The 12,727-nt window shown below is 69.9% G+C and carries 10 protein-coding genes; 4 read left to right on the plus strand and 6 right to left on the minus strand.

What is annotated here, in order from left to right; genetic code table 11:
• The first annotated feature begins 7 nt into the window (after positions 1-7).
• The 3 genes from QT382_RS03530 (at position 8) to QT382_RS03540 (ending at position 3,702) form a co-directional block, all read left to right on the plus strand.
• On the plus strand, positions 8-1,249 hold the full coding sequence (locus QT382_RS03530) for an HlyD family secretion protein (RefSeq protein WP_289252661.1): 1,242 nt from the start codon (positions 8-10) through the stop codon (positions 1,247-1,249).
• A complete protein-coding gene (locus tag QT382_RS03535; RefSeq protein WP_289252662.1) occupies positions 1,246-2,805 on the plus strand; it encodes a DHA2 family efflux MFS transporter permease subunit in 1,560 nt (519 codons plus the stop codon). Before QT382_RS03530 ends, QT382_RS03535 begins: the two co-directional genes overlap by 4 nt.
• Before the next feature lie 87 nt (positions 2,806-2,892).
• Positions 2,893-3,702: a GGDEF domain-containing protein gene (locus QT382_RS03540; protein WP_289252663.1), complete on the plus strand. Its 810-nt coding sequence runs from the start codon at positions 2,893-2,895 to the stop codon at positions 3,700-3,702.
• Here the strand turns inward: QT382_RS03540 and QT382_RS03545 are convergent, their stop codons facing one another.
• Genes QT382_RS03545 through mutL form a run of 6 tightly spaced genes read right to left on the minus strand, consistent with a single transcriptional unit; the run spans position 3,703 to position 11,862 of the window.
• Positions 3,703-4,749, minus strand: coding sequence for a lipocalin-like domain-containing protein (locus tag QT382_RS03545; protein ID WP_289252664.1), 1,047 nt, complete (start codon positions 4,747-4,749; stop codon positions 3,703-3,705).
• A gap of 2 nt (positions 4,750-4,751) precedes the next feature.
• Positions 4,752-7,262, minus strand: a complete 2,511-nt coding sequence (locus QT382_RS03550; protein WP_289252665.1) for an ABC transporter permease — start codon at positions 7,260-7,262, stop codon at positions 4,752-4,754.
• Entirely contained in the window at positions 7,259-7,918 is a 660-nt protein-coding gene (locus QT382_RS03555; RefSeq protein WP_289252666.1) for an ABC transporter ATP-binding protein, read from the minus strand. Before QT382_RS03555 ends, QT382_RS03550 begins: the two co-directional genes overlap by 4 nt.
• Positions 7,902-8,837, minus strand: coding sequence for a tRNA (adenosine(37)-N6)-dimethylallyltransferase MiaA (miaA, locus tag QT382_RS03560; RefSeq protein WP_289252667.1), 936 nt, complete (start codon positions 8,835-8,837; stop codon positions 7,902-7,904). Before miaA ends, QT382_RS03555 begins: the two co-directional genes overlap by 17 nt.
• Complete coding sequence (locus QT382_RS03565; protein ID WP_353957254.1) at positions 8,838-9,968, minus strand: pseudouridine synthase; 1,131 nt, start codon at positions 9,966-9,968, stop codon at positions 8,838-8,840.
• Positions 9,969-9,999: 31 nt separating this feature from the next.
• Complete coding sequence (gene mutL / locus QT382_RS03570; RefSeq protein ID WP_289252668.1) at positions 10,000-11,862, minus strand: DNA mismatch repair endonuclease MutL; 1,863 nt, start codon at positions 11,860-11,862, stop codon at positions 10,000-10,002.
• 202 nt (positions 11,863-12,064) lie between these two features.
• On the opposite strand from mutL, the gene QT382_RS03575 reads away from it, so the two are divergent.
• Positions 12,065-12,718 (plus strand): PEP-CTERM sorting domain-containing protein, encoded by a 654-nt coding sequence (locus tag QT382_RS03575; RefSeq protein ID WP_289252669.1) that lies wholly within the window; start codon positions 12,065-12,067, stop codon positions 12,716-12,718.
• Positions 12,719-12,727: the final 9 nt, after the last annotated feature.

Genomic DNA, 12,727 nt, shown 5'->3' on the forward strand with positions numbered 1-12,727 from the left:
AAACACCATGAGCGAAGCAATCAACAACACCCCCTCCAACGGCAACGGCAAGCGCAAGAAGGCGCTGACCCTGCTCAGCGTGGCCGTGCTGCTGGCCCTGGCCGGCTACGTGGCCTACGACAAGCTGATAGGCAGCAAGCACGAGAGCACCGACAACGCCTATGTGCAGGCCAACGTGGTCCAGATCACGCCCCTGGTCGGCGGCACGGTGCGAGCCATCCATGCCGACGACACCGACTACGTCAAGGCCGGCCAACCCCTGGTCAGTCTGGACCCGGCCGATGCCCGTGTGGCCCTGGAGCAGGCCGAGAGCCAGCTGGCCCAGACGGTCCGCGAGGTGCGCACGCTTTACGCCAACAACAGCACGCTGAATGCCCAGATCAAGCTGCGCGAGGCCGATGTGCAGCGCGCTCAGACCGAGCTGAACCGCCTGCAGGCGGACGCCAAGCGCCGCGCCCCGCTGGTCGAGACCGGCGCCGTCGGCCGCGAGGAATTCGAGCATGTGCAGTCGCAGATCAAGGCCGCCGACAGCAGCGTGGCCGCGGCCCAGTCGGCCCTGTCCGCTGCCCGCGACCAACTGGCCAGCAACCAGGTGCTGACCGATGGCGTGCCGGCCGAGCAGCATCCCAATGTGCAGCGTGCCGCGGCCCGTGTGCGCGAAGCATTCCTGGCCCTGCAGCGCACCGAGCTGCCGGCGCCGGTGGACGGCTGGGTGGCTCGCCGCAGCGTGCAGCTGGGCCAGCGCGTGGCCGCCGGCGCGCCGCTGATGGCCGTGGTGGGCCTGCAGCAGGCCTGGGTCGATGCCAACTTCAAGGAAGGCCAGCTCAACCACCTACGCATTGGCCAGAGCGCCAAGCTGGTGGCCGACCTGTACGGCAAGAAGGTCGAGTTCGACGGCAGGATCGTCGGCCTGGCCGCCGGCACCGGCGCCGCCTTCGCCCTGCTGCCGGCGCAGAACGCCACCGGCAACTGGATCAAGGTCGTGCAGCGCGTGCCGGTGCGCATTGCCCTGGACCCCAAGCAGGTCGCCGAGCATCCGCTGCGCGTGGGCCTGTCCATGAACGTGGACGTGGACGTGTCGGACCAGGGCGGCAAGTCCCTGGTGGATACGGCCCGTCCCTCGGCCAGTGTCGAGACCAAGGTGCATGAGCGCGCCGAGGCCGCCGCCGATGCCGACGTGGACCGCATCATCAAGGCCAATCTGGGCCGTGCGATCAAGACCGCACCGCGCGCCAAGGTGAACGGATGAGTCAGCAGGCTGGATCTGCACCGGCGCCGCTGCAGGGCTCCAGCCTGGTGCTGGGCACGCTGGCACTGTCGCTGGCAACCTTCATGAACGTGCTGGACTCGTCCATCGCCAACGTGTCGCTGCCGGCGATTGCGGGCGACCTGGGCGTCAGCCCGGTGCAGGGCACCTGGGTCATCACCAGCTTCGGCGTGGCCAATGCGATCTCGGTGCCGCTGACCGGCTGGCTGACCCGCCGCTTCGGCGCGGTGCGCCTGTTCACGATGAGCGTGCTGCTCTTCGTGCTGGCCTCCTGGCTGTGCGGCTTCGCCCATTCGCTGGAGATGCTGGTGGCCTGCCGCGTGCTGCAAGGCTTGGTGGCGGGCCCGATGATTCCGCTGTCGCAGACCCTCTTGATGGCCAGTTATCCACGCGAGAAAGCGGGGACGGCGCTCGCCTTGTGGGGCATGACCACCCTGGTCGCGCCGGTGGTCGGGCCGCTGCTGGGCGGCTGGATCACCGACAACGTCTCCTGGCCCTGGATCTTCTACATCAATGTGCCGGTGGGCCTGTTCGCGGCCTACCTGACCTGGAGCATCTACCGCAAGCGCGAGACGCCGACAGCCAAGCTGCCGATCGACGGCGTGGGCCTGACCCTGCTGGTGCTGTGGGTGGGCGCGCTGCAGCTGATGCTGGACAAGGGCAAGGAGCTGGACTGGTTCGCCAGCGGCGAGATCCAGATCCTGGCGGTCACGGCGGTCGTGTGCTTCCTGTTCTTCCTGGTCTGGGAGCTGTACGACGAGCATCCGGTCGTGGACCTGCGCCTGTTCGCCAGCCGCAACTTCGCGGTCGGGGCGCTGACGCTGTCGGTTGGCTATGGCCTGTTCTTCGGCAATGTGGTGCTGCTGCCGCTGTGGCTGCAGCAGTGGATGGGCTACACGGCCACCGATGCCGGCATGGCGCTGGCGCCGGTGGGCGCGCTGGCCATCCTGCTGTCGCCGCTGGTGGGGCGCAATGTCAGCCGCTTCGATCCGCGGGCCATGGGCAGCTTCGCCTTCGTGATGTTCGCGGTGGTGCTGACCATGCGCTCCAACTTCACCACGCAGACCGACTTCGCCACCATCATGGTGCCGACCATCCTGCAGGGCGCGGCGCTGGCTTTCTTCTTCATCCCGCTGTCGACGCTGACCCTGACCGGCATCGCGCCGGATCGCATGCCGGCCGCCGCGGGCCTGTCGAACTTCGTCCGCATCACGGCCGGCGCCATGGGCACCTCGATCTCGACCACGCTGTGGGAGAACCGCGCCACGCTGCACCACCAGCACATGGTGGAGCGGCTGGCCCAGGGCGACCCGGTGGCGGGCGAAACGATTGCCCGGCTGACCGGCACCGGCCTGTCCCCTGAACAGGCCTGGGCCCAGATCAACCGCCTGATCGACCAGCAGGCCTTCACCCGGGCCGCGGACGATATCTTCCTGGCCTCGGCCGTGCTGTTCCTGGCCCTGATCGCCTTCGTCTGGATGACGCGCCGGCCGCCCCGGCTCGGTGCGGCGCCGGTGGACGCCGGCGGCGCTCACTGATTTCCGGGGGGCACGGGACGGCGCAGACGGGCCGGCTTGTGCTTGAATAGGCCTGTGCCGATCCTTCGGCACAGGCCTCCCTCATTCATGAGCACCCCTGCCATCCCCGAAGCCCCGCACTGGCTGCAGCAGCTGGCTGATCTGCGCCGCCAGCGCGGCAGCAGCCTGGTCTGGGCCGGGCTGTTCGCGGCGACCTGGCTGCCCTGCGTGGCGCTGGCCCAGCTGATCGGATGGATCCTGGCTGTGCCGGCCACCAGCAGCCTGCTGGTCGGTGCCACCGGTGCCGCCATCTGCGCCGGCCTGGCCAGCGGCCTGCTGGTTGCTTTGATAGAACCGCTGGAGCAGGCCTTGCAGCTGCTGGGCCGCGAGGGCACGGTCGATCCGGCCACCGGGCTCTGCGACCGTCGCCATTTCATTCCCGCCGCCGAGCGCGAACTGGCCGCCGCGCGCCGCTACCAGCGGCCCTGCGCTCTGGTGCTGCTGCAGGTTGATCATTTCAGCCAGGTACAGAGCCGCTTCGGCATGCGTTGCGGCGAGCTGCTGCTGGCCGCACTGGCCGAGAGCGCCCAGGCCCAGCTGCGCCAGCCCGATCTGCTGGCCCGCTTCGACGATGACCGCTTCATCGTGCTGCTGCCCGATACCGATCCGCTGGGTGCGCTGGACGTGGCCGAGCGGCTGCGCGAGCGCACCGAGAAGCTGGGTTTCCAGTGGCAGGTCCAGACGCTGCAGGTCAGTGCCAGCCTGGGCGTGGCGGCATTGCAGGAAGAGCATGGCTCGCTGCAGGCCCTGGTCCAGGCCACCGAGAACGCGCTGCGCGAAGCCCATGCGGCCGGCCGCAACTGCGTGCGGGCCGATGCCCGGCTGCTGCAGCGTCGCACGCCGGTGATCAGAGGCTGATCAGAGGCTGAACCTGGCGGCGTAGCCCGTCATCTCCAGGTAGCCCAGGCCGATGCGCCGGCCCTGCGAGTCCAGCAGCTCCGAGGCACCTTCCCAATAGACCAGGCCGGTGCTGCGACGTGCATCGATCTCCTGGGCCTCGAACAGGGCCCTGAGTTGCAGGGGCCCCAGCGGCGACTCGAGCCGCCATTCGACCGGATAGTCCGCTTTGCTCGAAGGGCTGCGCCAGCGGCGCTGCGCTTCGAAGCGCAGCTCACCCTCGGCAAAGCTGCGCTGCGTGTCATCGGGCTTGCGCCAGCTGCCGCCGGTGGACAGGGTGCTGCCATCGGCACGCCGCAGCCGGAAAGCGGTGAGGGCACCGCCATCGAGCAGGTTGATGCCCAGCCAGTCCCAGCCGACCGCCTCGGGCTCCAGCAACTGGTCGGTCCATTCATGGTCCAGCCAGGAGCGGCCTTGGACGACCCGTTCCCGGCCCTCCAGCTGCAGGCGGCCGCGGGTCTGCAGCTGGACCTGGCTGTAGTAGTGGCTGTAGCTCGTGGGCCCCTTGCGCGAGAGCCCTTGCTCGCCTTGCAAGAGCAGCTGCTGGGTTGGCGCCAGTTCCAGCTCCAGCGCGAAGCCGGCCGTGGCGGATGCAGCACGGGCGAGGTAGCTGCCATCGGGCTTGCGCTGTAGCTGCCAGTCGTAGATGCGAAGCGCCGTGTCGCCCTCGGCCGCCTGCACATGCTGGAAACCAACCCGTGCAAGGCGCTGGTCATGGCGCTGGTGCTTTTGCTTCAAATCGCTGAGGGCGAGATGGCCTATCAGCAGCTGGCGGGCTGAGAACCGACCGCTGTCCATGGCCGATGGACCGCGGACGCGGAAGAAGGTCAGCTGGTAGCCATGCTCCTCGCCCAGCAGGCCGGTCAGGTACCACCATTCGACGGCCAGGCCCGGATGGGCGCCATGGTCATGCGGAAAGCGCAGCCCGGCGGCCTTGGCCTGAGTCGACGCCAAGGGCAGGGTCGAAGCAGCGACCAGGCTCAGCAGGCGACGGCGATGGAGCAGCATCGCTACCAATCCTCCTTCACCGACTGCACGGCATCGGCCGACAGGGCCTGCCGCCCGGCCAGCAGGGCCGCACCCACGGCGGTCGCGAACATGGCGCCGATCAGCAGGGCCAGGCGAGTCCAGGGCAGGTGCAGGTCCATGCTCCAGTGAAAACTCTGCGGGTTCAGCACGAAGACCAGCACGGCGCTGATCGCCAGGCCCAGGGCCAAGCCGAGCAGCGCGCCGCAGGCCGCCAGCAGCACGGCCTCGCGGGCCAGCAGAGAAAGCAGCTCGCGACGAGTCAGGCCCAGATGGCGCAGCAGGCCGAACTCGCGCCGCCGCGCCAAGGTCTGGGCCGACTGGCTGGCTGCCACGCCGAAAAGGCCAATGGCCAGCACCACGGCCTGCAGGCCATGGGTCAGCACGAAGCTGCGGTCGAAGATCTTCAGCGACAGCGCCCGCAGATCGCTGGCCTCGGCGATCTCGATGTCGTCCGGTGCATCGGCGGCGGCGCGCAGCGCTTTGACGGCGACCTTGGCATCGCCGCCTTCGGGCAGCCACAGCAGCAGCTCGCTGGTCGATGGATCGCCGCTGACCTGGCGCACCTCGGCCAGCGGCGCCAGCACGGCCGGACTCTGGCGGCTGTAGTCGCGCCAGACGCCGCGGACGAAGCCGTCCAGCACCCGCCCGCCGGCCAGTGTCAGCCGCAGGGGCTTGCCGGGCTCGGCGCCCTGGTCGCGCAGCGATTCGTTGACATAGAGCGGCACCTGGCCCGCCGCTGGCGGTTCGGCCAAGGTGCCGACCAGGGGCAGGCGCAACTCGTCAACGATCTCGCGCGCCAGCAGCATCATCGGCGCGCCGTCCGGTCCTTCGGCACGCAGGCTGCGCTGCAGGGCGATGCGGCGGGCGATCCCGCTCTTTTGCACCCGCTCGATGAAAGCTTCCGGCAGCGCCGTGCCGGGGCGCAGGGCGCTGCGCACATAGAGCTCGGCGGGCAGCATCTGGTCCAGCCAGGCGATCAGCGAGCTGCGGAAGCTGCCGACCATCACCAGCATGGCCACGGACAGCGCCAGCGCCACCAGCACGCCGGCCAGGGTCTGCATGGCCTCGGGGCCGTGCTCGGACAGGCGGCGCCGCGCCAGCAGGGCCAGGGCGCTGCGTCCGGTGGACACCGCCAGCAGCGCACGCAGCATCTGCGGCAGCACCGCCAGGCCGCCGAGTAGCAGAAGAAGCATGGCCGCATAGGCGCCGAGGCTGAGCCCGCCAATCGGCGGCAACAAGGCCAGCACGACGGCACCGAGCAGCATCACCGGACCCAACCAGGCCGGCCAGGGATGCTGTGCGAGCCCCCCCAATCCCTTGAGAACCTGGGCCACGGCCATCTGCCTAGTGCCCCAGGCCGGAACGGCAGCCGCAGCCACGCAGACCAGCAATCCCAGCCCGCCGAAAACGGCGGCGGCCCAGGGCTGGACAGGCGGCAGAGCGGCGGCGTTGCCCAGGCCGAGGCCGGCGCCGAAATCCCCGCCCAGCAGGCGCAGCACACCGGCCGCCAGGCCCCAGCCGAGCAGCAGGCCCAGCGTCGCCCCCACGCTGCCGAGCAGCGCCGCTTCACCCAGGACCAGGCCGGCGCGCTCGCGACCCGAGAGCCCGAGCACCCCCAGCAGCGCGAGCTGCGGCAGGCGCCGCGCGACCGAGAGCGCGATCACGGCAAACACCAGGAAGCTGCCGGTGAAAAGCGCCATCAGCGACAACACGCCCAGGTTGACCCGGTAGGCCCGGCTGAGATCGGCGATGCGCTCGCCGCTGTCGGCCGGCGGTGCGGCGCGCACGCCGGCCGGCAGGGCCAGGCCTTTGATGAAGGCTTCGCTGCGCACCCCGGGCAGCAGGCGCAGCTCGATGCGGTCCAGACCGTATCTTCCCAGCAAGGCCTGCGCGCCAGCAATGTCGATCACGGCCAGCGGCGTGCCGGCGGCGGCCACTTGTCCACCGCGCTGCAGTTCACTACTGGCCAGGTCCGAGCCCCGCGCATGGCGCAGCACTAAAGGAGCATTGCCCTGTGGCAGGCGGCGCAAGGCGGCAGCGTTCAGGTGCAGGCGCTGTGGGTCCAAAAGGCCGGCCAAGCCGTCGCGGCCCGATGCCAGGCGGGGCATCAGCTCCGGGCTGATCTGTGCCTGCTGCAGCAGGTCCACGCCGAGCAATTTCAGCGGCATGGCCAGGCCTTCGCGGTCGCGCGCCTGGACCGCGGCCTCGATCACTGGAGCGGCAACGGCCACGCCAGGGCTGGCCGCAATCTGCTCGAAAAGCGCCAGCGTGATTTCGCCGCCTGCCACCGGCCGCACGACCAGGTCGGGCCGGCCTTCGACGCTGCGTGCCGCGGCGCCGAACTCGGCCAGGGCCGCGCTGTTGATCAGGTGCACGCCATAGGCCAGGCCCACGCCGAGCACCACGGCCAGCAGGGCCAGGGCAGGGCGCCAAGCTTCCTGGCGCAGGGCCGGCAGCGACAGCCTGCGCAGCCAGCGCCAGGCCAGGGTCACGCCAGCGCCTCCAGGCCGTCCTCGGCCAGTCGGAGCCGGCGGTCCGCATGGGCGGCGGCACGTTCGGAATGGGTGACCAGCAGGCAGGCCGTGCCTTCGGCGCGGGTCTGCTCGACCAGCAGGCGCAGTACCGCCTCGGCATGGCGCGGATCCAGGTTGCCGGTGGGCTCGTCGGCCAACACCAGGGCCGGCTTGTGGACCAGGGCGCGGGCAATGGCCACGCGCTGCAGCTGGCCGCCGGAGAGCTGGCGCGGCAGGCGTTCGCCCAGGCCGGCCAGCCCCACGGCCGCGAGCAGATCGGCGACCCGGGCCGGGTCTTCGCGCCCCAGCAGAAGGAGCGGCAGGCCGACGTTTTCGGCCACGCTCAGATGCGGCAGCACATGGAAGGCCTGGAACACGAAGCCCAGCCGGGCGCGGCGCATGCGCGCAGCCGCGGCCTCGTCCAGTTCGCTGAGGGCCTGGCCTTCGAGCAAGACCCGGCCCTCGTCGGGTCGATCCAGGCCGGCCAGGCAGTTCAGCAGCGTGGACTTGCCGCTGCCGGATTCGCCCAGCAAGGCCACGAGTTCGCCGGCTTGCAATTGCAGCGAGAGGCCGGCGAACACCGGCGTCTCGCCATAGCGCTTGCCCAGCGCCCGGGCTTCAAGAACCGGTGCCATCGCGCAGGCACTTTTCCAACGCGGCCAGCACATGCAGGGCGGCGTCCGGATGCTGGCAATCGACGACCTGGCGCTGAGGCATGCTGCGCAGCCAGGTGATCTGGCGCTTGGCCAGCTGGCGGGTGGCCGCGCTGCCGCGCTCGGCCAGGTCTCGGAAATCGTCGCGGTCCAGCGCCTCCCAGGTCTGGCGGTAGCCGACGCAGCGCATCGAGGGCAGGTCCAGCGACAGGTCGCCACGCCCGCGCAAGGCCTTGACCTCGTTGATCAGCCCGCCATCCAGCATCTGCTCGAAGCGCTGATCCAGCCGCTTGTGCAGCCAGGCCCGGTCCTGCGGCTCCAGCGACAGCAGCGGCCAGTCCACGCCCTCGCTGCGCTGCGGTTCGGCGTGCAGCTGCGACAGGGTCTTGCCGCTCAGCTGCCAGACCTCCAGGGCGCGCTGGATGCGCTGCGAATCATTGGGGGCGAGGCGGGCGGCCGTCTCGGGATCGATGGCGGCCAGCTTGGCATGCATGGCCGGCCAGCCGATCTGCTCGGCCTCGTCGTCCAGCTGGGCGCGCAGGTCGGCATCGGCCTGGGGCAGGGCCGAGAGGCCGTCGAACAAGGCCTTGAAATACAGCATGGTGCCGCCGACCAGCAGCGGCAGCCGGCCCCGCGCCAGGATCTCGTCAGCCAGCTGCTTTGCACTGCTGGCGAACTCGGCGGCCGAGTAGGACTGCAACGGATCGAGGATGTCGATCAGGTGATGCGGCACGGCCGCCATCTCTTCGCGGGTCGGCTTGGCCGTGCCAATATCCATGCCGCGATAGACCAGGGCCGAATCGACGCTGATGATCTCGACCGGCAGGTACTCGGCAATCTTCAGCGCGGCAGCGGTCTTGCCGCAGCCGGTGGGACCGGCCAGGCAGACGGGCGACTTCATTTAGAAGCGTTCCCAGGGCATCAGATAGCGCCACTGGCCCTGGGGCAGCTTGCCCAGCGGGATGCGGCCAATGCGCACCCGCTTCAGGCCCACGACCTTGAGGCCGACCAGCTCGCACATGCGGCGGATCTGGCGCTTGCGGCCCTCGCGCAGCACGAAGCGCAGCTGGTCCTCGTTGGCCCAGCTGACCTGGGCCGGCTTGAGCTGCACGCCGTCCAGCTCCAGGCCATGGCGCAGGCGGTCCAGGTCCTGCTCGGGGAAGCCTTCCTGGGCCTTGGCATCGGGGCGGGCGCCGTACTCGACCCGCACCAGGTATTCCTTCTCGACCAGCGAGTCCTCGCCAATCAGGGCCTTGGCGATGCGGCCGTCCTGGGTCAGCACCAAGAGACCGGTGGAGTCGATGTCCAGGCGTCCGGCCGGCGCCAGGTTGCGCAGCTGGCCGCGGTTGAACTTGAGGCCGGAGGCGTCGTCCTTCCAATGGGTGTCGGGCTTGATCAGGGCGGCGGCCGGCTCATAGCCATCCTCGGCCTGGCCGGACACATAGCCGATCGGCTTGTGCAGCAGGATGGTCACGCGCGCGGCCTGCTCGCCACGGGCTTCGGGCGCGATCTCGATCCTGACCTCGGGGCCGACGCGCTGGCCCAGCTCGGCGACTCGGCCATCGACGCGGACATAGCCGGCGGCAATCCATTCATCGGCTTCGCGGCGCGAGGCCAGGCCCAGCTCGCTCATGCGCTTGGACAGGCGCTCGCCTTCGGGAGAGGGCTCGACGGGACGCTGGGGACGCGGCGGGCGTGAAGGTGCATCGAAGGCCGCCGGCCCAGTGGCGCGGCGCTGGTCGCGGCGCGGTGCCTGGGGAGCCGCCGGCTCTTCGCGGCGGAACGCGGGCTTGGCGGCGGGTCTTGCAGCGGGCTGGCTGGGGCGTGCCGGCCGGGCGGCCTCGCGTTCGGCCCGGCCTTCTTCGGCACGCCGCTGTTCGAAGGCGGCCTGCCGCTCGGCACGGTCGGCCTGGGCCTGGGCCAGCGTGGGCCGGCTGCGCGAGACGCCGGTGCCGCGTACCGGGGCGCGGCGCTCGCCGCCGCCAGTCTTGGCCGCTGGGGCCGGCTTCTTGTTCAGTTTCAACGTAGCCATGGAGTCGGTCTTTCGCTAAGGCGCTATTGGATCACCGGCCGCGCAGGAACAGCGCATCCAGTTCCTTCATCGTCAGCTGGCGCCAGGTCGGGCGGCCGTGGTTGCACTGGTCGGCGCGCTCGGTGCGCTCCATGTCGCGCAGCAGGGCGTTCATCTCGTCGAGCGTCAACTGGCGGTTGGCGCGCACCGCGCCATGGCAGGCCATGGTGGCCAGGATCTCGTGCTGGGCCCGTTCGATGGCCTGGCTGGCGTCGAACTGGCCGAGCTCGGCCAGCACGCCGCGCGCCAGTTCGACCACGTCGCCGCCGGCCAGGGCCGAGGGCCGCGCGCGCACCGCCAGCATCTTGCTGGACAGCGGGGCCACGTCGAGGCCCAGGCGCATCAGCGTCGCCGCTTGAGCTTCAGCAGTGGCGATCTCCTGCGCCGTGGCGGCAAAGGTCATCGGGATCAAGAGCGGCTGCGATTCGATCTCGGCCGCGCCCAGCGAGGCCTTGAGCCGCTCGTAGACCACGCGTTCATGGGCTGCGTGCATGTCGACGATGACCAGGCCCTGGCTGTTCTCGGCCAGGATGTAGACGCCCTGGATCTGCGCAATGGCCCGGCCCAGCGCCCAGTCGTGGGCGGGCAGGGCAGGGGCTGCGCTGCTGCCCTCCGGCAAGGCGACCGGTGCCCGCGGCGCATACAGCGCCTCGACCTCAGCCAGGCCCAGCGAAGTCTGGGTATTGCTGCGCCAGCTCGGCACCGTGCTTGGCCCATAGGTCGGCGCTGGTGCTTCAGCAGCCGTGGTCTGGCCGAACCAGGACGGCGGATTGCCGGGCGAGGGTCGGTGACCCGGCACCGTGGCCGCGACCTGCTGGGCCGTGGCAATCACGTCGGCGGCCTCGGCGGCGCGCGACACGGCCAGGGCGTCCTGCACCGCATAGCGCACCCGCTGGTGCAGCTCGCGGCCGTCGCGGAATCGGACCTCGATCTTGGTCGGGTGCACGTTGACATCGACCAGGGCCGGATCGATCTCCAGGAACAGCAGATAGCAGGGCTGGCGGTGGCCGTGCAGCACGTCCTCGTAGGCCGAGCGCACGCCATGGGCGATCAGCTTGTCGCGCACGAAGCGGCCGTTGACGTAGACGTACTGCATGTCGGCGCGGCTGCGGGCCGCCTCGGGCAGGCCCGCGCGGCCATGGATGCGCAAGGGGCCGGCGCCGCCTTCGACAGCGCGGCTCTCGTTCACGAAGTCTTCGCCCAGCACATCGGCCACGCGCTGCTCGGCCGAGCCGGCGCGCCATTGCTCGACCAGCTTGCCTTCATGCCAGACCGAAAAGCCCACGTCGGGCCGGGCCAGTGCATGGCGGCGCACCGACTCGATGCAGTGGGCCAGCTCGGTCGCATCGGTCTTGAGGAATTTGCGGCGGGCCGGCGTGCTGAAGAACAGCTCGCGCACCTCGACGCTGGTGCCGCGGGCCCGGGCCGCCGGGTTCAGCTCGCCGGAGCGGGCGTCTATGCGATGGGCATGGGCCGCGCCTTCGCTGCGGCTGGCAATCGCCATCTCTGACACCGAGGCAATGGCGGCCAGCGCCTCGCCGCGGAAACCCATGGTGCCCACCGATTCCAGCTCTTCCAGCGAGCGGATCTTGCTGGTCGCATGGCGGCGCAGCGCCAGCGGCAATTCCTCGGACGGAATGCCCAGGCCGTCGTCCTCGACCACGATGGCCCGCACGCCGCCGGCCATCAGCTTGACCTGGATCTGGGTGGCGCCGGCGTCCAGCGCGTTGTCGACCAGCTCGCGCACGACCGAGGCCGGGCGTTCGACCACCTCGCCGGCGGCAATCTGGCTGATCAGTTCATCGGGGAGTTCGCGGATCGCGCGGCGGGTGCCGGCAGGGGACGTCGGGAGCATGGGCGGATTGTAGGGAGCCGTCACCCTGGCCTTGCCGGCAGGTTTCCGGCCCTGCAAGTGCGGGTGTCGAACAAGTTGACAGGCATCCCTAGATTGAAGGATGAATTCTTGCAAGTGGTTGATTTGCAAAGTGCAAGCCAAGGTGGCATGCAAACTGCTTGGAAACTGGCGTTGACCATTCCAAGCTTTTCAGGAGTATCGAATGAAGAAGATCAAGACCCTGGCTGCTGCACTGTCGTTGGCTGCCGCCGCCTTCGCCCCCTCGGCCCAGGCCTCGACCCTGCCCAGCGGCGTTCAGAACGACGTCAGCGCCGCCACGGTGGCGTCCTGGGGTTATACCCAGTGCTATTCCTCCACTTATGGCGCAACCGGTACTGCGATCAGCTCTGTCCTGGCGGGCTGTACCGGCGACGTGCTGATGATGGCGGCCCGGCGCGTCGGCAGCGACATGTTTGAAGTGCTGGCTGCTGCTAACTACGCCGACGTGATCTTCGACACCGGCACGGGCAACACCACGCACAGCGCCAATAACGTCGAGTGGTACTTCAACTCCAGCTATTCGTGGGGTTTTGCAGGAGCGGGTGACATCGTCAGCCGCACCAGCTGTGACACCGCTGAATCGGAATGGACTGGCGGCAACGACCGCGACCGTCTGTGCTGGCACACAGGTGGCGGCGCGATGAACGGTGGCTGGCGCGCCGGCAACTTCATTGGCCTGAACGACAGCTCGGACTGGGAAAAGGTTCTGCTGGTGGCGGACGCCCCCGGCGGTGAAGTGCCCGAGCCGCTGACCCTTTCCCTGGTGGGCCTGGGCCTGGCCGGCATCGCCGCCAGCCGTCGCCGCAAGGCCGCCTGATCGACGGTC

Origin of the sequence: Pelomonas sp. SE-A7 (assembly GCF_030345705.1) — a bacterium.
In the GTDB taxonomy this organism is placed as follows: Bacteria; Pseudomonadota; Gammaproteobacteria; order Burkholderiales; family Burkholderiaceae_C; genus JAUASW01.

Excerpts from the sequence above, each read along its gene's own strand:
- QT382_RS03530 (WP_289252661.1), top strand. The coding sequence starts at position 8 with ATGAGCGAAGCAATCAACAACACCCCCTCCAACGGCAACGGCAAGCGC.
- QT382_RS03535 (WP_289252662.1), top strand. The coding sequence starts at position 1,246 with ATGAGTCAGCAGGCTGGATCTGCACCGGCGCCGCTGCAGGGCTCCAGC.
- QT382_RS03540 (WP_289252663.1), top strand. The coding sequence starts at position 2,893 with ATGAGCACCCCTGCCATCCCCGAAGCCCCGCACTGGCTGCAGCAGCTG.
- QT382_RS03545 (WP_289252664.1), bottom strand. The coding sequence starts at position 4,749 with ATGCTGCTCCATCGCCGTCGCCTGCTGAGCCTGGTCGCTGCTTCGACC.
- QT382_RS03555 (WP_289252666.1), bottom strand. The coding sequence starts at position 7,918 with ATGGCACCGGTTCTTGAAGCCCGGGCGCTGGGCAAGCGCTATGGCGAG.
- miaA (WP_289252667.1), bottom strand. The coding sequence starts at position 8,837 with ATGAAGTCGCCCGTCTGCCTGGCCGGTCCCACCGGCTGCGGCAAGACC.
- QT382_RS03565 (WP_353957254.1), bottom strand. The coding sequence starts at position 9,968 with ATGGCTACGTTGAAACTGAACAAGAAGCCGGCCCCAGCGGCCAAGACT.
- mutL (WP_289252668.1), bottom strand. The coding sequence starts at position 11,862 with ATGCTCCCGACGTCCCCTGCCGGCACCCGCCGCGCGATCCGCGAACTC.
- QT382_RS03575 (WP_289252669.1), top strand. The coding sequence starts at position 12,065 with ATGAAGAAGATCAAGACCCTGGCTGCTGCACTGTCGTTGGCTGCCGCC.